This is a genomic window from Hymenobacter sp. B81 (assembly GCF_044628455.1).
Classification (GTDB): Bacteria; Bacteroidota; Bacteroidia; order Cytophagales; family Hymenobacteraceae; genus Solirubrum.
The window spans coordinates 2,484,386-2,504,285 of the sequence record NZ_JBIYZW010000001.1; the positions used below are offsets into that span (position 1 = coordinate 2,484,386).

Annotated in this window: 14 protein-coding genes; 9 read left to right on the top strand and 5 right to left on the bottom strand. The window is 66.7% G+C overall.

The annotated features are described in order from the left end of the window. Positions 1-4: 4 nt before the first annotated feature. Together ACE191_RS10885 and ACE191_RS10890 are read right to left on the bottom strand one after the other, a co-directional pair. Complete coding sequence (locus tag ACE191_RS10885) at positions 5-4,477, bottom strand: CusA/CzcA family heavy metal efflux RND transporter (protein WP_400192230.1); 4,473 nt, start codon at positions 4,475-4,477, stop codon at positions 5-7. A gap of 108 nt (positions 4,478-4,585) precedes the next feature. Continuing rightward, entirely contained in the window at positions 4,586-4,996 is a 411-nt protein-coding gene (locus ACE191_RS10890; RefSeq protein ID WP_400192231.1) for a hypothetical protein, read from the bottom strand. A gap of 207 nt (positions 4,997-5,203) precedes the next feature. Between ACE191_RS10890 and ACE191_RS10895 the strand changes: the two genes are divergently transcribed. Beyond that, positions 5,204-6,529 carry a serine hydrolase domain-containing protein gene (locus ACE191_RS10895; protein ID WP_400192232.1) on the top strand — a complete coding sequence of 442 codons (1,326 nt, stop codon included), beginning with the start codon at positions 5,204-5,206 and terminating at the stop codon, positions 6,527-6,529. Between the two features lie 75 nt (positions 6,530-6,604). Here the strand turns inward: ACE191_RS10895 and ACE191_RS10900 are convergent, their stop codons facing one another. Together ACE191_RS10900 and ACE191_RS10905 are read right to left on the bottom strand one after the other, a co-directional pair. Further along, positions 6,605-7,630: an NADP-dependent oxidoreductase gene (locus ACE191_RS10900; protein WP_400192233.1), complete on the bottom strand. Its 1,026-nt coding sequence runs from the start codon at positions 7,628-7,630 to the stop codon at positions 6,605-6,607. A gap of 93 nt (positions 7,631-7,723) precedes the next feature. After that, positions 7,724-8,161, bottom strand: a complete 438-nt coding sequence (locus ACE191_RS10905; protein WP_400192234.1) for an organic hydroperoxide resistance protein — start codon at positions 8,159-8,161, stop codon at positions 7,724-7,726. A gap of 294 nt (positions 8,162-8,455) precedes the next feature. On the opposite strand from ACE191_RS10905, the gene ACE191_RS10910 reads away from it, so the two are divergent. The 8 genes from ACE191_RS10910 (at position 8,456) to ACE191_RS10945 (ending at position 17,971) form a co-directional block, all read left to right on the top strand. Beyond that, on the top strand, positions 8,456-9,172 hold the full coding sequence (locus ACE191_RS10910; RefSeq protein WP_400192235.1) for a pirin family protein: 717 nt from the start codon (positions 8,456-8,458) through the stop codon (positions 9,170-9,172). A 60-nt stretch (positions 9,173-9,232) separates the two neighbouring features. Next, positions 9,233-9,826, top strand: a complete 594-nt coding sequence (locus ACE191_RS10915) for a nitroreductase family protein (protein WP_400192236.1) — start codon at positions 9,233-9,235, stop codon at positions 9,824-9,826. An 18-nt stretch (positions 9,827-9,844) separates the two neighbouring features. Continuing rightward, positions 9,845-10,555 (top strand): pirin family protein, encoded by a 711-nt coding sequence (locus ACE191_RS10920; protein WP_400192237.1) that lies wholly within the window; start codon positions 9,845-9,847, stop codon positions 10,553-10,555. Between the two features lie 4 nt (positions 10,556-10,559). Then, the gene (locus ACE191_RS10925; RefSeq protein WP_400192238.1) at positions 10,560-10,955 is read left to right on the top strand and encodes an OsmC family protein; all 396 of its coding nucleotides are present in this window, start codon (positions 10,560-10,562) and stop codon (positions 10,953-10,955) included. 423 nt (positions 10,956-11,378) lie between these two features. After that, positions 11,379-12,446: an MBL fold metallo-hydrolase gene (locus tag ACE191_RS10930; RefSeq protein ID WP_400192239.1), complete on the top strand. Its 1,068-nt coding sequence runs from the start codon at positions 11,379-11,381 to the stop codon at positions 12,444-12,446. Positions 12,447-12,605: 159 nt separating this feature from the next. Continuing rightward, entirely contained in the window at positions 12,606-14,201 is a 1,596-nt protein-coding gene (locus ACE191_RS10935) for an OmpA family protein (protein ID WP_400192240.1), read from the top strand. Between the two features lie 313 nt (positions 14,202-14,514). Beyond that, the gene (locus ACE191_RS10940) at positions 14,515-16,956 is read left to right on the top strand and encodes a prolyl oligopeptidase family serine peptidase (protein WP_400192241.1); all 2,442 of its coding nucleotides are present in this window, start codon (positions 14,515-14,517) and stop codon (positions 16,954-16,956) included. Between the two features lie 217 nt (positions 16,957-17,173). Continuing rightward, complete coding sequence (locus tag ACE191_RS10945; protein ID WP_400192242.1) at positions 17,174-17,971, top strand: oxygenase MpaB family protein; 798 nt, start codon at positions 17,174-17,176, stop codon at positions 17,969-17,971. 194 nt (positions 17,972-18,165) lie between these two features. Here ACE191_RS10945 and ACE191_RS10950 read toward each other — a convergent pair whose 3' ends face one another. Then, entirely contained in the window at positions 18,166-19,836 is a 1,671-nt protein-coding gene (locus ACE191_RS10950; RefSeq protein ID WP_400192243.1) for an SBBP repeat-containing protein, read from the bottom strand. Between the last annotated feature and the right edge of the window lie 64 nt (positions 19,837-19,900).

Sequence of the window (19,900 nt, forward strand, 5' to 3'; positions counted from 1 at the left end):
GCGCTCAATCCGTGCGGCCGAGCAGGTATTCCAGCTCCAGCACGGTTTGGTTGTAAGCCAGCACCGCGTCGAGGTAGTCGATGCGCAGGCGCTGGGCGCGCTCGGCGTGCAGCAGAAACTCGGCAAAGGGCATTTCGCCGGCCCGCCAGCCCTTGCCGGCCAAGCGCTGAATGAGCGCGGCCTGGGGCAGGCCGGTTTGCTGGTAGAAGCGCAGGCGCTGCTGCTGCTCGCGTAGGCGGGTGAGCAGGGCAGTTTGGCCGGCGGCCACCTCGGCCACGCGGCGGCGGTAGGCTTCCTGAGCGGCCAGCTGCTGCAGGCGGGCGGCTTCCTCGCGGGCTTTGTAAGGACGCGTCCACAGCGGCACGCTCAGGCTGAGCTGGGCGGCCTGAAAGCGGTTGCCCGGGCCGTAAAACCGCTCGGCGCCCTGGTAGAGCACGTTGCCGCGAAACGACTGGTTCAGGTAGGTCAAGCCCAGCTCGGGCCGGCGGCTGCGCTGCAGTACCAGGGCCTCGGCGCGGCGCTCCTCGGCCTGCCGGGCCAGCAGCTGCGCGGCGGGGTCGGCGGGGTTCAGCGTGTCGATGGCGGCGTTTGGCTCCTGGCCCGTCAACGCCAGCAATTCCTGTAGTTCCGCGGGCGGCGCCAGGGGCAGCAGCAGGCTGTCGGCGGGGGTGGGCAGCGTGGGCCCCTGCAGCAGGGCCCGCAGCTGCAGGCGAGCCGCCTGGTAGTCGCTGCGGGCGCGGTCGATGGCCAGCTGGGTTTCGCCGGCCTGCACCAGGGCCGTGGCCGGCTCGATGCGGGCGGCCTCGCCGGTGCGGAAGCGCAGCTCGGCCGAGCGCCGGAACTCGCGGCTCAGGCTGTCCTGCGCCCGCAGCAGCAGCTGCCGGTGCCGGGCGTACACGGCCTGCTGGTAGGCCTGCCGCACCCGGTGGCGCAGCTCGGCCCGGCGCACGTTCAGCTCCGACTCGGCCACGGCCACCTGCGCCACCGCCAGCCCGGTGAGGGCGCGGTACTGGCCGAGTCCCGGCAGCTGTTGGGACAAGGCAAACTGGTTGTCGAGGTAGGGCGAGTTCAGCTGCCCGTAGCCCGCCTGCAGCGTGGTGCGCGGCAGCTCCCACACCGAAGCGCGCACGGCCGAGCGGGCCGCCAGCTGGTAATTGGCCGCCCGCACGTCGCCGCCGCGGCTCAGGGCCGTTTGCACGGCGGCTGCGGCCGTCAGCGGCGCGGGGGCAGCACCCGCGGGTGTTTGCGCCGCGGCTCCAAGCGGGACGAGCAGCGCAGCCGCCAACGTGGCTACCACGGTAGCCGGGCGCGGGCGGCGGCCCAGCAGGTTGCGCCAGAAGCCGCCTTCGGCCTCGCTCAGGTAGTATAGCACCGGCAGCACCAGCAGCGTGAGCAGCGTGGCCGACACCAGTCCGCCGATAACCACCGTGGCCAGGGGGCGCTGCACTTCGGCGCCGGCGGTGCCGGCCAAGGCCATCGGCAGGAAGCCGAGCGAGGCCACGGTGGCCGTCATCAGCACCGGGCGCAGGCGTTCTTCAGTACCGCGCAGCACCCGCTCGCGCACGTCGCGCAGGCCCGCGTCGCGCAGCTGGTTGAAGGAGCTAAGCAGCACAATGCCGTTGAGCACGGCCACGCCGAACAGGGCAATGAAGCCCACGCCGGCCGATATGCTGAACGGCAAATCGCGCAGCCACAACGCCACTACCCCACCCACAGCCGCCAGCGGAATGGCCGTGAAGATGAGCACCGCCTGCCGGAGCGAGCCGAACGTGAGGTAGAGCAAGCCGAAAATCATGAGCAAAGCTACCGGCACGGCCACCCCGAGGCGGGCGTTGGCTTGGCGCAGGTTCTCAAACTGTCCGCCGTAAGTCATGGTATAGCCGGGGGCCAGTTTCAGCTGCTGGCCGATTTTGCCCTGCAGCTCCTGCACCACCGTTTCCACGTCGCGGCCGCGCACGTTGAAGCCCACCGTGATGCGCCGGCGGGCGTTGTCGCGCTGAATCTGGCTGGGGCCCACCTGGTAATCGACGCGGGCTACCTGCTCCAGCGGCAGCTGCCGCCCGCCGGGCAGCGACACGTTCAGGGCCCGCACCTGGGCAATGTCGTGGCGGTACTCGTCGGCCAGGCGCACCACCAGCCCGAAGCGCCGGTCGCCCTCAAACACCTGCCCGGCTTCCGAGCCGGAAAAGGCCGCGGCAATGCTTTCGTTCAAATCATCGATGCTCAGGCCGAACTGGGCCAGCCGCTCGCGGTCGGGCCGCACCACAATCTGGGCCAGGCCAGTGGCCTGCTCCACGTAGAGGTCGGTGGCGCCGGCTACCTGCTGCACCACGCGGCCGGTGTGGCGGGCGTAGCCGGCCAGCTGGTCGAGGTCGTCGCCGTAGATCTTGATGACCACGTCCTGCCGGGCCCCGCTGATGAGCTCGTTGAAGCGCATCTGAATGGGCTGCTGAAAGCCGAAGGTGACGCCGGGCAACACGCTCAGGGCCTCCACCATGCGGGCGGCCAGGTCTTCGCGGTTGTCGGCCGAGGTCCACTCGCTGCGGTCCTTGAGCACCACAATCAGGTCGCAGGCTTCGAGGGGCATGGGGTCGATGGGAATTTCGGAGGAGCCGACTTTGGCCACTACTTCCTTCACCTCGGGGAATTTCTCCTTGAGAATGTCGGCGGCGCGCTGGGCCTGCTGGGTGGTGTAGTCGAGCGAGGAGCCGGGCAGCACCCGGGTTTCCACCGCAAAGTCGCCTTCTTCGAGGGTGGGAATGAACTCGCCGCCGAGCGTAGTCAGCAGCAAAGCCGCGCCTACCAGCAGCGCCAGGGCTGAAACCAATACCAGCTTGGGCACGCCCAGCACCCGCGTAAGCAGGCGGCGGTAGCGGGCCGCGAGGCGGGCCAGAAACTTGTCGGACCAGCCGCCGTGCACGCCCTTGCGTAGCACCAGCGCCGACATGACGGGCACGTAGGTGAGCGAGAGAATGAAGGCGCCCAGGATGGCGAAGGCCACCGTCTGGGCCATGGGCCGGAACATCTTGCCCTCGATGCCGGTGAGGGCCAGAATGGGCAAATACACCATCAGGATGATGAACTGCCCGAACGAGGCCGACTGCTGAATGCGCGAGGCCGCGTCGTACACTTCCTCGTCCATCTGCCCGGGGGTCATGTCCTCGTTGGTGAGCGGAATTTCGCCGGCCCCGTGGGCCTGCCCGTAGCGCGAGGCCAGCCGGTGCATGGTGGCCTCCACGATGATGACCGCGCCGTCTACAATCAGCCCGAAGTCGATGGCGCCCAGGCTCATCAGGTTGCCCGACACGCCGAACACGTGCATCAGGCCGATGGCAAAGAGCATGGCCAGCGGAATCACCGAGGCCACCACCAGCCCGGCGCGCAGGTTGCCCAGAAACAGCACCAGCACGAAAATCACGATGAGCGCGCCCTCCGCCAGGTTTTTGGTGACGGTATGAATGGCCTGATCCACCAGCTTGGTGCGGTCGAGAAAAGGGCGGATTTCGAGGCCGGGCGGCAGGCTTTTTTCCACGGCGGCCATCTGGGTTTTCACCGCGGCCACCACTTCCGAGGAGTTGGCCCCGCGCAGCATCAGCACCAAGCCACCCACGGTTTCGCCGGTGCGGCTGCGCACCATGGCCCCGTAGCGCGGCATGGCGCCGGGCCGCACGGTGGCCACATCGCGCACCAGCACGGGGCCGCGCCCTTCTGCCGGGGGCCGCACCACTGCCCGGCCGATGTCGGCTTCGGACTGGGCCAGGCCCTCGGTGCGGATAAACCAGGCCTGCGGGCCGCGCACCAGGTAGCCCCCGCCGGCGTTGCCGTTGTTGGCGCTCAGGGCGGCGCGCAAATCGGCAAGGGACAGGTTCAGGCTACGCAGGCGCGCCGGGTCCACGGCCACCTCGTACTGGCGCACGTAGCCGCCGAACGACGAGACGTCGGCCACGCCGGGTGTGCCCAGCAGCTGGCGGCGCACCACCCAGTCCTGCAGGGTGCGTAGCTCAGCCAGGGAGTACTTCTTCTCGAAGCCGGGCTTGACACGAATGGTGTACTGGTAGATTTCGCCCAGGCCGGTGGTGGCGGGGCCCATTTCGGGGCGGCCGGCGCCGGCGGGAATTTCGGCCTCGGCGCTGCGCAGCCGTTCGGCCACCTGCTGCCGGGCCCAGTAGTTGTCCACCTCGTCGCCGAACACGATGGTGACCACCGACAGGCCCGACCGCGAAAACGAGCGCACTTCCTCGCGACCGGGAATGGTGGCCACGCTCTGCTCCACCGGAAACGTGACGAGCCGCTCCACATCGGCCGCGCTCAGCGAGGGCGACACGGTGTAGACGATGACCTGGTTGTTGGTGATGTCGGGCACTGCGTCGATGGGCAGCTGCCGCAGCGCGTACAGGCCCCAGGCCAGCAGCGCCAACACGCCGACTCCCACCCCCAGCTTGTGCCGGAGGCTGAGCGCGATAATCTTATTAAACATGAATCTGGGGCCGCCAATCGGCAGCTTTCCTGATGACCGGCGGTACTGCAGCGAAACGTGCCGAGCCCACGCGGGCCCGCCCTTTTTCACCCAACCCGGGCCGCTGGTCTACGCCCGGCTTGCCACGGAGGCAGCCAGGGGGCGCGGGGGCTGGAAGCAGGTGCTGGGCACGCCGCGCGGCGTGGAAGCCACGTACTCGCCGCCGTACTGCTGCTCGGCGGTAAACTCGGGCGGCTGCGGCGGCAAAGCCAGACGCAGCACCGGCGGCAATGCCAGGGCGGTGGCCTGGTGCAGGCAGCAGTGCAGGGGCAGCGAGTGGTGGTCGGAGTGGCGCTGCTGGTTGTGCAGGCCGGCGTAGTGGTCGTAGAGGAAGCGCGTGATGGGGCTGCCGGCGTGCTCTTGCCGGTAGTGCTCCACCAGCTGCGGCAGCTTGAGCAGCTCCAGCGCATTGCCGGCCGGCACCAAACTCACGGCAAACAGCTGCAGGCTCAACAAGGCTATGACCAGGCGCTTCGTCATCGTGGGGCAAAGATACGGCGGCCGCCCGGAGCACGCGGCAGCCGGGCGCTGAAAACCCCAAACCCCGCCGGGAGTTGCCCCGGAGCAGATAACGCAGCCGTTTAACCCGGCACGGGGCCGCCGGCCAAACATCGAAGCGCGCTAATTTTCGCGCCGGGTTAAACGCGGCGGTGCCGCCCGCGTCCAAGCCTCCAGCCCCTACCCGCCATGAAACACCTGCTACTCATCCTGCTGCTGACGGCCGCCCTGAGCGCCCGCGCCCAGAGTTCCGCGCTGTACTTTCCGCCCCTGACGGGCGGCACCTGGGCCGGCACTTCGCCCCAGAGCCTGGGCTGGTGCCAGCCGCGGCTCGACTCGCTGCTCAACTTTCTGGGCCGCAAGCACACCAAGTCGTTTATCATCCTCAAGGACGGCCGCCTGGTGGTGGAGCAGTACTACGGCACGTTCACCCGCGACTCGCTCTGGTACTGGGCCTCGGCGGGCAAGTCGCTCACGGCCGCCCTGGTGGGCACGGCGCAGCAGGACGGCCTGCTGAGCCCCGAGGACTCGGTAACGCGCTGGCTGGGCCGGGGCTGGACGGCCACCGCGCCGGCCCGGGAAGACCGGATTCGCGTGCGCCACCTACTCTCGATGACCTCGGGCCTCGACGACACCCCGCCCCCGCCCTGCGACAACGAATCGACTGCGCCCGGCTGCCTGATTTACCGCGTCGACGCGGGCACGCGCTGGGCCTACCACACCGGCGCCTACCGCCGCCTGCACGAGGTACTGAGCGCCGCCAGCGGCCAGGGCATCAACGCCTACACCAACCAGCGCCTGGGCAGCCGCATCGGCCTGGGCGGGGCCTGGGTTGGCGGCGTGTACTACAGCCGCGCCCGCGATATGGCCCGCTTCGGGCTGCTGATGCTGGCCCGCGGCCAGTGGGGCGCTACCGCCGTGCTGCGCGACTCGGCCTACTTCCGCCGCATGACCACGCCCGCCCAGAGCTTCAACCGCAGCTACGGCTATTTGTGGTGGCTCAATGGCCAGCCCTCCTACATGCTGCCCGGGGTGCCGCTGCCGCTCACCGGCCCGCTGGTGCCCACCGCCCCCGCCGATATGATTGCCGCCTTGGGCAAAAACGACCAGAAAATCTACGTGGTGCCCAGCCTGGGCCTGGTGGTGGTGCGCCAGGGGCAGTCGGCTGGCACGCCCCGGCTGGCGGCTTCCTCCTTCGATGCCGAGCTGTGGCAGTACCTGAGCGCCGTGCTCAACTGCGGCGTAACCGCCAGCGCCAATCCTGGCCCGAGGGTAGATTTTGAGGTCTACCCCACGCCCGCCACCGACGAGCTGTGGGTAAAGCTGCCCGGCAACGTGCCCCCGGGCAGCTCCCTAAGCCTGGTCGACCTGCTGGGCCGGGCGCGGCTGCCGCACCCGGCCGATGCGCCGCACTTGCGCCTGCCGCTCCGCGGCCTGGCTACCGGCGCGTACGTGCTGCAGCTCCGCGCCGCCGACGGCCGCTTGCTGGGTTCGCGCCGCGTGTGGAAGCAGTAGGGCGGCTCGAACCGAAAAGGCCCGGCCTGGTCGCGGGGGCGGTCCGGCCCGACTGCTTTGCACAGGGCCTGCCGCCTACGGCTGTTTCCCGCCCGAGTACTCGGCCACGCGCACCAGCTGCTTGCCGGTATTCTCGCCGCGGAACAAACCCAGAAACGCCGCCGGAATCTGCTCGAAGCCGTCGACGATGGTTTCCTCAAACTGCAGCTTGCCCTCCCGGTACCAGGTCAGCAGCGCCTGAATGCCCTCGGCGTTGCGCGCGGCGTAGTCGCTCACGATAAAGCCCTTCATGAGCGCGCTGCTTTGCAGCAGCTTCACCTCGGGGCGCGGGCCCACGGGCGTTTCGGTGGCGTTGTAGCTGGAAATCTGCCCGCAGAGGGCAATGCGGGCGTGCTTGTTGAGCAGGCTGTACACCGCGTCGGAAATCGGGCCGCCCACGTTGTCGAAGTAGCAGTCGACGCCCGCGGGACAGGCGGCGGCCAGGGCTTGCCGCAGGCTGGGCGCGGTTTTGTAGTTGATGGCCTCGTCGAAGCCCAGCTGCTCCTTCAGGTAGCGCACTTTCTCGTCGGAGCCGGCTGTGCCCACCACGCGGGCGCCGTGCAGCCGGGCCAGCTGGCCCACCACCGTACCCACTGCCCCGGCGGCGCCCGATACCACTACGGTTTCGCCGGGCTGCGGGCGGCAGATGTCGAGCAGGCCAAAGTAGGCCGTGAGGCCGGGCATGCCCAGCAAACCCAGGAAGTAGCTCAGCGGCGCGGCATCGGCGGGCACCGCCTGCAGGCCGCGCCCGTCCGATGCGTTGTATAAGCGCCAAGGCAGGTTGCCCACTACCACCGTGCCCACCGGAAACTGCTCATGCTGGCTGGCTACCACCTCGGCCACGATGCCGCCGTTGAGCGGCTCGCCCACCGCGAAGGGCGGCACGTACGACTTGCCCTCGTTCATGCGCCCGCGCATGTAGGGGTCGACGGAAACGTAGAGAGTTTTGAGCAGCAGCTGGCCGGACTGGGGCGCGGGCACCTCGTCGGCTTCAAAGCGAAACTGCGCGGCCGTGGGCAGCCCCTGGGGGCGGCTGGCCAGCACGATGGTTTGGTTGGTCATGACAGAAAGCGGGTAGAATGAGCGGAAAAAGCAACCGCGGCGGCCGGTTTGGGTCCGACCGCCGCGGTTCATACGCATAACGCGCCGCGGAACTTAGTTGGCGTTCGTGGTGGTGTTCAGGTTCACCTCGATGTTGCCACGGGTGGCGCGCGAGTAGGGGCAAATCTGGTGGGCCGCCGCTACCAGGTCTTCGGCCTGGGCCTGCTCCACGCCGGGAATGTTCACGTGCAGGTCGGCCGAAATGCCGTAGCCGCCGTCCTCGGCCTTGCCAAAGCCGATGAGGGCCTCCACCGTCACGCCGTCCAGCTTCACGCTGGCCTGCCGGGCCGCTACGCCCAGCGCGCCCTCGAAGCAGGAGGCGTAGGCTGCGGCAAACAGCTGCTCGGGGTTGGTAGCGCCGGCCTTGCCCGGGCCGCCCATCTCGCGGGGCGTGCTCAGGGCCAGGTCCAGCACCTGGTCGTTGGAGGTAATCTGGCCGTTGCGGCCGCCTTTGGCTTTGGCCTGGGCGGTGAAGACTTTCTCGATTTTCATGGAAATGGGGTTAGGGAATTCCGGGGGCAGCCCGCCGCGGGCGCAGCACCGGGCCGGGGTTGCCGACTCGGGGCTTTCAACCCGGCCGGCGCCATTTTGTTGGGCCGCTGCCCCGGCGGCGGCTACCGCTGCCTTGCCTTTCGGGTGGCGCGGGGCGGGGCGAGCATAGGGGAATAACGATTTTTTGGAAACCATGTAGATACATTTGATGTATGTACATATATTTGCTGCGCCAGCCACCGGGGCCTGCTCCGGCCCGCGGCCAGCATCCGCTCAACCCTGAACCTTCTTCTCATGGCCCAGACCATCCTGCACCGCGCCAACACCCGCGGCCACGCCAACCACGGTTGGCTCAACTCCTACCACACCTTCAGCTTTGCCGGCTACCACGACCCCGCCCGGGTGCATTTTGGCGTGCTGCGCGTGCTCAACGACGACACCGTGGCCGGCGGCCGGGGCTTTGGCACCCACCCCCACGACAACATGGAAATCATCAGCATTCCGCTGGCCGGGGCCCTCGAGCACCAGGATTCCATGGGCAACCGCGGCATCATCCGGCGCGGCGACGTGCAGGTGATGAGCGCCGGCACGGGCGTAGCCCACAGCGAAAAAAACCACCACGCCGACCAGGAGGTGCGCTTTCTGCAGATCTGGGTGTTTCCCAACCGGCGGGGCGTGCCGCCGCGCTACGACCAGCAGAGCTTCCAAGTCGAAGACCGCCACAACCAGCTGCAGCAGGTGCTTTCGCCCTCGCCCGACGACGCGGGCGTATGGATTCACCAGGACGCCTGGTTTCACCTGGGCCAGCTCGACGCGGGCTTTAGCACCACCTACGAGCTGAAAAAACCCGGCAACGGCGTGTACGTGTTTGTGCTGGAAGGCGACGTGACCGTAGACGGCCAGGCCCTGCACCGCCGCGACGGCCTGGGCATCTGGGACACCGACCGCCTCGAGCTGCGCGCCGACGGCCCCGCCGAGGTGCTGCTGATGGAAGTACCAATGACCGTATAACCCGCTTTATTCTCCGTACACCCCCTAGGCCCGCCCCCGGGCTCCACCGTTACTCGCCTCATGGAAGTTCTCGAAACCAAGCAAGCCCCCACCCAGCGCCCCGTGCACGAGCTCATTCGCAGCCGCTGGAGTCCGCGCGCCTTTACCCAGCAGCCCGTGGCCCAGGAAACCCTCGAACAGGTGTTTGAAGCCGCCTCCTGGGCCTTCAGCGCCATGAACGAGCAGCCCTGGCGCTACGTGTACGCCCACCGCTCCGACACCGCGGCCTACCAGCGCCTGCTCGACTGCCTACTGCCCGGCAACCAGCCCTGGGCCCGCCACGCCCCGGTGCTGATGGTGGCCCTGATGAAAACCCACTACGACAACGGCCAGCTCAACCGCACGGCCATGCACGACGTGGGCGCCGCCAACGCCACCCTCATGCTCGAAGCCACTGCCCTGGGCCTGAGCGGCCACGTCATGGGCGGCTTCGACTACGCCAAGACCCGCGAGGCGCTCAACCTGCCCGATACCCTCGACCCGGTGGCATTTCTGGCCCTGGGCTACCGCGGCGCGGCCGACGAGCTGGACGAGCCCTTCCGCTCGCGCGAGCAGGCCCCGCGCAGCCGCAAGCCCGTGGCGGCCTTTGCCTTCCCCGGCCAGCTTCCCCAGTAACCTTTTCCGCTCCTTTCGATGAAGCACCGCATCACCCGGGCCGCCGAGCGCGGCCGCAAGGACATTGGCTGGCTGCAAAGCAACTTCAGCTTCAGCTTCAGCTCCTACGCCAACCCCGAGCGCAACGGCTTCGGGCTGCTGCGCGTGTTCAACGACGACTTTGTGCAGGCCGGCGGCGGCTTCGGCATTCACCCGCACCAGAACATGGAAATTATTTCCATCATGCTGGCCGGTAGCATGAGCCACAAGGACACCCTGGGCTACGAGGAGGTGGTGCACCGCGACTGGGTGCAGATTATGAGCGCCGGCACGGGGCTGCGCCACCAGGAGCACAACGTGGGCGACGACGAGGTGAACTTCCTGCAGATCTGGATTGAGCCCAAGCTGCAGAACATCGGTCCGCGCTACCAGCGCCGCCACTTCCCCGAAGCCCAGCGGCGCAACCAGCTCACCACCGTGGTCAGCAACGAGGAGGGCCAGGCCCACTGCTGGATCAACCAGAACGCCCGCCTCTTGCTGGGCGCCTTCGACGCGGGCCAGGGGCTGAACTACTCGCTGAACCCAACCAACAAGCTGGTGTTCGTGTTCGTCATCGATGGCGCCCTCACCGTGGCCGGGCAGGAGCTGGCCGCGCGCGACAGCATCGGCCTGTGGGATACCGACGCGGTGTCCCTGCTCTGCCGCACCAACAGCCGGTTCCTGGTTATCGAAGCCCCCATCAACCACTAAGCCCATGTCCAGCGTTTCCGGCCGCATCGGCCCCGACCACTACCGCACCACCCTGGCCACCGACAGCGGCCACGAGCTGCTGGCCGACGAGCCCCTGGCCGACGGCGGCCAGAACCTGGGCCCCACCCCGGGCGAGCTGCTGGCTGCCGCCCTCAGCGCCTGCACCTGCATTACCCTACGCATGTATGCCGACCGCAAGCAGTGGCCACTGCAGGGCGTAGAGGCCGTGGTGCAGGTGGAGCACGACGACAAGCACGTAGTGACGCGCCTGAGCTGCACCCTGCATTTGCGCGGGGCGCTGAGCGCGGAGCAGCGCCAACGCCTGCTGCGCATTGCCGGCCAGTGCCCCATCCACAAAACCCTCGGGCCCGCGCTGCCCATCGACACCGTGCTGGCCTGATGGGCCACTACGCTACTGCAAGCCCCGCCGCACCCCGGCGGGGCTTTTTCGTGCCCGGGCTGCGGCACGGGGTGGTGCCCCTCCGACAAGCCGGCGCGGGCGTCAGGAGCCCGGGCGCGAAGGGTAGGAACGATGACGCGAGAGGTAGGAACCACTTCGCGAGGGTTAGGAAGGTTAGCGCGAGCAGTAGGAACGCCTGCGCGAGTGGCAGGAGCGTTGCCAACTGCGGTAGGAACCTCAGCGCGAGCATTTTTTCGCGCTCCGGAGGATGTGTTGGGGGTTGCGGAGGTAGCTGCGGCGGCAGGCGTAGCCGGGGCTGTAAGTCTGATGCCCGCCGCCACCGCCAACTTTTCGGCGGACGGCGGGTAGTATGCAACGGTGCTGCTTCTCATGTCTCACCCACTCTCCTCACCCGCCGCTGCCATGCCCAAGCCCCGCCGTCGTTTGCTGTTCTGGATGCTGGGCGGGCTGCTGGTGCTGGCCGCGGGCGGGCTGATGGTGGGCTGCTCGCTGTCGGCGCCCCGCTACCAGGGCCCCCAGTCGGCGCACTTCAACGGCAAGCAGTTCGTGAACCAGGGCGAGGTGCGGGCCCAGGACGGGCTGGGGCCGCTGCTGCGCTGGATGCTGCACCGCGACAAGGGCCCCTTTCCCGAGCAGCCCAACCTGCCCTACGGTCCCAAGCCCCCGGCGCGGGTGGGTCGCGGGCAGCTGCGCGTCACCTTCGTCAACCACGGCACCTTCCTGCTGCAGTTCGACTCGCTGAACGTGCTCACCGACCCCATCTGGAGCGAGCGGTGCAGTCCCTTCCAGTGGATCGGGCCCCGACGCCTGCGCCCGCCCGGCCTGCACTTCGACGACCTGCCGCCCATCGACGCGGTGCTCATCAGCCACAACCACTACGACCACCTCGACCTGCCCACTCTGCAGCGCCTCTTCGCCCGCGACCGGCCCCGGGTATTTGCCGGCCTGGGCGTGCGGGCGCTGCTGGAGAAAGAGGGTATCGGCGGCGGGGTGGATATGGACTGGTGGCAGCAGCAAGCCCTGCGCCCCGGCGTGCAGGTGCAGTGCGTGCCGGCCCAGCACTTCAGCGGCCGCGGCCTGCGCGACCGGGACGCGACGCTGTGGGCCGGCTACGTGCTGCACACCTCGGCCGGGCGCGTGTACTACGCCGGCGACACCGGCTACGGGCCGTTTTTCGGGGAAATCGGCCGGCGGGCGGGGCCCCTGGAGCTGGCCATTCTGCCCATCGGGGCCTACCGCCCGCAGTGGTTTATGCAGCCCATTCACGTGAGCCCCGCCGAAGCCGTGCAGGCCCTGCGCGACCTGGGCGCCCGCCGCGGAGTGGCCACCCACTTCGGCACCTTCCAGATGGCCGACGACGGCCGCGACGAGCCGGTGCGCGACCTGCGCGCGGCCCTGCGCCGGCAGCAATTGCCCGACAGCGCCTTTCTGGTACTGCCCGAGGGCGTGGGCTGGCAGCTGCCGCGCTGAGCCAAGCGCCTGGCGGGAAACGTGGTGGGTCCCGGGGCAAGTTTTGCGGCTGAGCCGCCGGGCGTTATCGGCCCGACAACAACCTTTCCGGCTGGCAGGGGTATATAGGCCTATTCCAATAAAGAGTTGGCCGCGACTCTTTCTAAACCCACTCCGGATATGAAAAAACTTCTTCACTTGCCCAATGCCGCGTTGCTTGGGTGGGCACTGCTCTCGGCGGCGCCCCAGGCCGGGCACGCCCAAACGGCCGATAAGAAAACGGGCATCAACCTCTACGGCAGCACCCTGCAGTACAAGGGCAACCTTGGCTCGCAGTACTGGAAGGCCGGCGACAACTTCGAGTTCGGCGCCGGCCTCTCGGTGTACCGCTACATCACCAAGGGCCTCGACCTGGGCGTGGACCTGAACTACGGCGACATGCAGTTCGACGCGGCCCAGGGCGCGCCTTACTTTGGGTCGAACTTCTCGGCCAACGTGGCCTCGGCCAACTTCGGCATCAAGCTCAAGCTGCCCATCAAGGAAACCTTCTTTGTGCAGCCCTACCTGCTCATTGCCCCCGGCATGGCGGTGGTGAGCACCGATGGCACCGTGAACCAGAACGGCCGCGCCCAGGCGTTTGACCGCAGCACCACTTACTTCGACGTGCACGGCGCGGCCGGCCTCAAGTTCCGCCTCACCGACGGCGTGGGCCTGTTCGTGCAAACCGGCCAGCACTGGCCCGTGGGCGCCAACTTCGACAACATCACCAACCGCGACGACAACAGCTGGGACGACCGGTTCCTGCAGCACTCGGCCGGCCTGACCTTTGCCCTGGGCCAAACCAAGGACGAGGACGGCGACAAGGTGCCCGACCGCAAGGATAAGTGCCCCGGCACCCCCGCCGGCGTGGCCGTGGATGCCAACGGCTGCCCGCTCGACGGCGACAAGGACGGCGTACCCGACTACCAGGACAAATGCCCCACCGAGCCCGGTAAGCCCGAGCTGGAAGGCTGCCCCGACCGCGACAACGACGGCGTGCGCGACTCGGAAGACCAGTGCCCCGATACCCCCGGCAAGCGCGAGCTGCAGGGCTGCCCCGACGCCGATAACGACGGCGTGCGCGACCAGGACGACAAGTGCCCCGACACCCCGGCCGGCGTGAAAGTAGACGCCAGCGGCTGCCCCGTGGATACCGACGGTGACGGCGTGCCCGACTACCAGGACCGCTGCCCCAACACCCCCGGTCCGGCCTCGAACCGCGGCTGCCCCGAAATCAAGGCTGAAACCAAGAAGCGCCTGCAGGAAGCCACCAAGTACATCCAGTTTGAGTTCGACAAGGCCGTGCTCAAGCCCATCTCCTTCCCCACCCTGGAAGTGCTGGTGCAGATCATGAACGAGTACCCGGACTACACCCTGAGCATTGCCGGCCACACCGACAGCAAGGGCTCCGACCCGTACAACCTGCAGCTCTCCCACGACCGCGCCGCTTCGGCCCGCACCTACATGCTGAGCAAGGGCGTGCCCGATGCCCGCATCGAGGCCCGTGGCTACGGCGAGCTGAAGCCCATTGCCGACAACGCCACCGAAGCCGGCCGCGCCCTAAACCGCCGCGTGGAGTTCGACCTGTTCCTGACCGGCGACCCGAACTCGGCCGAGGTGAAGTACGGCCCCGAGCCCCCCATGCCCGACCCGGAAACCCTCAAGAAGGCTACCCCGGTGAAGAAGGCTCCGGCCAAGAAAGCCCCGGCTAAGAAGCCGGCTCCGCGCCGCCGCTAACCTTCGGCCCGCGCGTAATGCCCCCAAGCGGCCCGCCTCCCCGGCGGGCCGCTTGTTTTTTTTCCGGGGTCAGCCACTTTTTTTGCTGCCGGGCTGGCCTGCCCCGGTTCACGCGCCGCCGGGGCGGCAAGGCCGCTGAGAGCCCGCACAGCCGCATGTAGGTGCCATTTTTTTGCCCCACCACCGCAAACCACTGCGCCGGCGCGCGAACCATAAATTGCACCCGAGGGTTAGCGGGCGTATGGCTGGCTGCGGCCGGCATCGTACCTTAGAGGTTGAATTAGTGCCCTTTAGGAAGATTTCCTCCTTTTCCATGAAAAAACACGTACTCCTCGGAATGCTGTGGCTGGGCAGCTGGGCCGCTGTGGCGCAGGATTTCCCGTACCAGACGCCCCCCAAAGCCATTGCCGACTGGGTAGACGCCCCCCAAACGCCCCGCGTGACCCTGTCGTCGGACGGCAAGTGGATGGTGATGCTGGTGATGCAGGACATGCCCTCGGTGGCCGACCTCTCGCAGCCCGAAGTGCGCCTGGCCGGCCTGCGCATCAACCCGCGCACCAACGGCCCCAGCCGCGTGAGCTACGCCACCGGCATGATGCTGCGCCGCGTGGACGACGGCAAGGATCTGGCCGTGCTGGGCATGCCCCAGCAGGCGCGCATCAGCGACGTAAGCTGGTCGCCCGATAACTCCAAAGTAGCCTTCACCCTCACCACGCCCGCCGCCGACGGCCGCATCGAGCTGTGGGTGGTCGATCTGAACACGGTACAGGCCCGCCGCATTGCCGGCATTACCCTGAACGGCGTGTTCGGCAAGGCCTACGAGTGGGTGTCCGACAACGAAACCATCATTGCCCGCGGCATAGTGGCGGGCCGGGGCGCGGCGCCCGGCGCCAACGTGGCTCCCAAGGGCCCGGCGGTACAGGAAAACATCGGCAAGAAAGCCGGCGCCCGTACCTACCAGGACTTGCTGAAAAGCCCGGCCGACGAGCAGCTGTTCGAGCACTACGCCACCTCCCAGCTGGTGAAGGTGACCGTGGGCGGCAAGCTCCAGCCCCTGGGCCAGCCGGCCATCATTCAGTCGGCCGAGCCCTCGCCCAACGGCAAGTACGTGCTGGTAAAAACCCGCCACCGCCCCTTCTCCTACAACCTGCCGGTGAGCAGCTTCCCGCTGAAAGTGGACGTGATTGACCTGGTAACCGGCGACCCGGTGAAAGCCGTCGCCGACCTGCCCCTGGCCGACAACGTGCCCACCAACTTCGACGCGGCCCCCACCGGCCAGCGCGAACACGACTGGCGCGCCGATGCCCCCGCCACCCTGTATTGGGCCGAGGCCCAGGACGGTGGCAACCCCAAAACCGAGGCTGCCATCCGCGACAAGGTGTTTACCCTGCCCGCGCCCTTCTCGGGCAAGGCCGAGGAGCTGGCAGCCCTGCCGCTGCGTTACGCCGGCATCACCTGGGGCAACAACAACCTGGCGCTGATCGACACCTACCGCTGGGCCGACCGCAAGGAAATCACCTACACCGTGAGCCCCGGCGCGCTGCCCTCCCTGGCCGTGCTGTTCGACCGCTCGTCGCAGGACCGCTACCGTAACCCGGGCACGCCCTACACCAAGCGCAACGCCCAGGGCCAGTACGTGCTGGCCACCGACGTTAAAAGCCAGAGCATTTACCTGCTCGGCGCCGGTGCCTCACCCGAGGGCGACCGGCCGTTCGTGGACGAGCTGGACGTGAAAACCAAGGCCGCTACCCGCTGGTGGCGCTCGGAAGCCCCTTTCTACGAGGTGCCCCTGGCCATCATCGACACCGAGAAGCGCCGCCTGCTGACGCGCCGCGAGTCGGTAGACCAGGCTCCGAATTACTTCCTGCGCGACGCCCGCTCGGGTAAGCTCACGGCCCTCACCAAGTTTGCCAATCCCTACGGTGCGGCCGGGGCGCCCAAGAAGCAGGTGCTGCGCTACAAGCGCGCCGACGGTGTGGAGCTGACTGCCAACCTGTACCTGCCCGCCGGCTACAAGCCCGGCGTCGACGCTCCGCTGCCGGCGCTGATGGAGGCCTACCCCGTCGAGTTCAAGGACAAAGCCAATGCCGGCCAGGTGTCGGGTTCGCCCTACGCCTTTACCCGCGTGGGCTACGGCTCGCCCATTTTCTGGGTGACGCAAGGGTACGCCGTACTACAAGCCGCCAGCATTCCGATTGTGGGTGAGGGCGACAAGCAGCCCAACGATACCTACATCGAGCAATTGGTTAGCGGTGCCAAAGCGGCCATCGATGAGGGCAAGCGCCTGGGCGTGGTCGACCCCAACCGCGTGGGCGTGATGGGCCACTCCTACGGCGCCTTTATGACGGCCAACCTGCTGGCCCACTCCAACCTATTCAAGGCCGGTATTGCCCGCAGCGGTGCCTACAACCGTACCCTCACGCCCTTCGGCTTTCAGGGCGAAGAGCGCACCTTCTGGGAAGCGCCGCAGGTGTACAACGCCATGTCGCCCTTCAACTACGCCGACAAGATCAAGACGCCGATTCTGCTGATTCACGGCGAGCTGGACAACAACTCGGGCACCTTCCCGATGCAGAGTGAGCGGTTCTACAGCGCCCTGAAAGGCCACGGCGCCACCGTGCGCTACGTGGTGCTGCCGGCCGAGTCGCACGGCTACGCCGCCCGCGAAAATATCATGCACATGCTCTGGGAAATGAACACCTGGCTCGACAAGTACGTGAAGAACCCCGGTACCAGCGCCCAAGCCGCCAACTAAGCCGGCTTGGTTAATCGGATTTGAGAAAGCGGCAGCACCCCGGCGGTGCTGCCGCTTTTTTGTGGCGGGCTTCTGCCAACCAGCGGGCTACTTATCCATATAACTATCGAATCATTTTTACTTTGCATCACAAAGCTCTCTGTATATTTGCATTCCCAGTGGGCTGCTTCTCTTGCTTAAGCCGTTGGGTTACTTCCATTCTGAATTCCGCTCATTTATGGCGCAGCACCAGGAGTATTTCGTGCACCCGCACTCAGTAGTGCGCACCATTTGGGGCAAGGCCGATACGGTGTTGTTCATTTTCGCGGGCGCCGCGGCCGAGTTTGCCCTCAACAAGGCCGTCGACTGGCTGTACTTCACCGGCCGCCTGCCCGCCGACCCGCTGGGCCGCCTGTTTTCAACCGTGGAATACGCCCGGCAGATTGTGTTTGCCAAGCAGGCGGCGGCCGAGCGAGCCATCGACAGCATCACGGCCATTCACGCGGCCGTGGAAGCCAAGCGCGGCCTGGCCATTCCCAACTGGGCCTACCGCGACGTGCTGTTCATGCTTATCGACTACTCCATCCGCGCCTTTGAGACGCTGGAGCGGCCGCTGAATGAGGCCGAGCAGGCGGAGGTATTCGAGGTATTCACGCAGGTAGGCCAGCGCATGGGCATTCCGGGCCTGCCGGTTTCGCTCGCGGCATGGCGGCAGGCGCGCCGGCAGCACCTGGCCGAACACCTCGAACACAGCCGCTTCACCGCCGACCTCTATCGCCAGTACGCTCGCCACCTGGGCCCCGTTCGCTACCCGCTGCTGCTGCAGGCCCAGCGCGTAGTGGTGCCGGCGCCGGTAAGTCAGCTGCTGGGATTTGGGCGCATTCCCTGGCTGCGGCCCGCGCTGCTGCTGTACCGCTACACCCAGCACCTGCCGTTTAGCAAATGGGCGCGGGCGAGCCTGCTGCCCGACGACTACAAGGAGAAGATTCTCCGGCTGGACGTGGCGCCCGATTCCGAGCTGCGCGCCGCCGGCTGATCAGTAAGTTCGTCGCCCCCAGGAACTTGCCTGTCATCCTGAAGCAGGTGTCAGTCGGGGCTACCGCAGCATCTCGTGCGGCACGGTTTGTATAGAAAACACATGGCTGTCGGCTTCCTGCACCACAGGGAGTTGGGCAAGTCCGGCAGGGCGTGGCTCCCTTCCTGGTGGTATTTCGAGGGTAATTTAAGCCTCTACTCCAGCAAAAGCCGGCCCTGCCGACGGCCCATCTTATCCTGTAGCCGCAGTTGATAGAGTCCGGAAGTCAGCGTAGCAGGCAGCAACACCTGCGCTGCTCCAACTGGCACGAACGTCGTAAATACCTGGCGGCCTTGAGCGTCATAAAGGGTCAGTGCGGCGGAGCCGGAAACCGGCAGGTTCAGCATTTGGCCAGCACGGGCGGGTTGGGGCCAAGCCATTACCTCACTTGCATGCGCATTGGCCCGGGCGGCCAGCACCTGGTTGCTTAGCTTGGCCACATAAGCCCCGTACGGGGAGGTCTGTGTTAAAGTCGTCGAGCCAAACGTGGCGGTGGTAACGAAATTACCAGTGACATAGGCGCTGCCAGTCGCGTCTTGGGCAAGGCCAACGTCCTGGGTGCCGTTCTGGCCACCCCCGAACACGGCCCACTGCCAGCTACCTGCTGGATTGAGTCTTGCCACATAAGTATCGCCATTGCCGCTGATGGGGGCCGCGCCAAGGGTCATTGAGGCCGAGTTGCCATTGCCAGCTACATATACCTGCCCGGTTGCGTCGAGCACCACGTTGCGGCCGGACGAACTGCCTCCGCCTGCGTTGGCTACCCATTGACACTGCCCACTGTCATCAAACTTAGCCACGAACAGGAAGTTATTGGCCCCGGTACCCTGTCCTACACTGTGGCTGCCGAAGGTGGCTACATTACGAAAGCTACCGGTCACGTAGGTGTTGCCACTGCCGTCTAACGCCAGACCTTGGCCGAAGTCGTCGCTGGTGCCGCCGCCTCGTACGGCCCACAGCCACTGCCCTGTGGGGGAGAGCTTAGCTACGTACACATCGCTCTCACCAGCGGAGGTGAGCGTATAGGAACCGAAAGTACCCGTTCCACTGAACCTGCCGGTCACATAGGCGTTGCCGTTGGCGTCACAGGCTACGGCGGTGCCGGCATCAATGCCACTACCGCCGGCGGCCACGGCCCATTGGAAGGCCCCGGAATTGCCATCGAGGCGGGTTATGTAGCCGTCGCCCCCGCCCATTGAGGGAAATGAGATAGTGCCAAAATACGCAGTCGTCTGCGTATTGGAGGTTGGGAGATAACCGGTAATCAGTACGTCGCCATTTGGTGCGGCTGTTACGCCCATTTTAGGGTTGGGCCAGAAGCCGTAGTTAAACCGCGTAGCCCAGCGCCAGGTGCCGTCCGCGGAGTTGAGTTTGCCGACGGCAAAGGCTCCAAACAACGGATGAATGGAGGCCGTGAGCGTGGTGCTGCCGAACGTTACCTGGTCCATAAAGAACATTCCCACCACCGGATTACCGCTTGCGTCGACCCCTAGCCCGCCGGGATAATCTCGGCTCATACCGCCGGTGCGGGTAGCCCACAGAAAGTTGCCTGTCGCATCCATCTTGGCAACAAATACATCCGGGTAAAACAGACTACTTGTGAGCGTGGTATTACCGGCCACCACCGTTCCGGTGAAGCTGCCCAGTATATATATATTCCCCTGCCTATCGGGCACAACATTACTTATAGAAGCATTGGGAAAGTCGAGGGCCCAGGCCCAGGCAGGTGCCTGGGCTTGGACAGCAGTCGGCAATAGTCCGGCAACTAAGAGTATTGCCCAGGTCAGTAAAGACCTCAATGCGGAGTTAACAACCAACATGCTCATGGGAAAAAGGAATGCCTGCACAAGGTAGCCGCTGTTTCGTGTACTCCTAATCAATGTATAAATC

What these genes read in the sequence shown, in the direction of transcription:
- ACE191_RS10890 (WP_400192231.1), bottom strand. Translation starts at nt 4,996, where the DNA reads ATGACGAAGCGCCTGGTCATAGCCTTGTTGAGCCTGCAGCTGTTTGCC.
- ACE191_RS10945 (WP_400192242.1), top strand. Translation starts at nt 17,174, where the DNA reads ATGGCGCAGCACCAGGAGTATTTCGTGCACCCGCACTCAGTAGTGCGC.
- ACE191_RS10950 (WP_400192243.1), bottom strand. Translation starts at nt 19,836, where the DNA reads ATGAGCATGTTGGTTGTTAACTCCGCATTGAGGTCTTTACTGACCTGG.
- ACE191_RS10920 (WP_400192237.1), top strand. Translation starts at nt 9,845, where the DNA reads ATGAAGCACCGCATCACCCGGGCCGCCGAGCGCGGCCGCAAGGACATT.
- ACE191_RS10935 (WP_400192240.1), top strand. Translation starts at nt 12,606, where the DNA reads ATGAAAAAACTTCTTCACTTGCCCAATGCCGCGTTGCTTGGGTGGGCA.
- ACE191_RS10910 (WP_400192235.1), top strand. Translation starts at nt 8,456, where the DNA reads ATGGCCCAGACCATCCTGCACCGCGCCAACACCCGCGGCCACGCCAAC.
- ACE191_RS10900 (WP_400192233.1), bottom strand. Translation starts at nt 7,630, where the DNA reads ATGACCAACCAAACCATCGTGCTGGCCAGCCGCCCCCAGGGGCTGCCC.
- ACE191_RS10895 (WP_400192232.1), top strand. Translation starts at nt 5,204, where the DNA reads ATGAAACACCTGCTACTCATCCTGCTGCTGACGGCCGCCCTGAGCGCC.
- ACE191_RS10930 (WP_400192239.1), top strand. Translation starts at nt 11,379, where the DNA reads ATGCCCAAGCCCCGCCGTCGTTTGCTGTTCTGGATGCTGGGCGGGCTG.
- ACE191_RS10925 (WP_400192238.1), top strand. Translation starts at nt 10,560, where the DNA reads ATGTCCAGCGTTTCCGGCCGCATCGGCCCCGACCACTACCGCACCACC.
- ACE191_RS10940 (WP_400192241.1), top strand. Translation starts at nt 14,515, where the DNA reads ATGAAAAAACACGTACTCCTCGGAATGCTGTGGCTGGGCAGCTGGGCC.
- ACE191_RS10905 (WP_400192234.1), bottom strand. Translation starts at nt 8,161, where the DNA reads ATGAAAATCGAGAAAGTCTTCACCGCCCAGGCCAAAGCCAAAGGCGGC.
- ACE191_RS10885 (WP_400192230.1), bottom strand. Translation starts at nt 4,477, where the DNA reads ATGTTTAATAAGATTATCGCGCTCAGCCTCCGGCACAAGCTGGGGGTG.
- ACE191_RS10915 (WP_400192236.1), top strand. Translation starts at nt 9,233, where the DNA reads ATGGAAGTTCTCGAAACCAAGCAAGCCCCCACCCAGCGCCCCGTGCAC.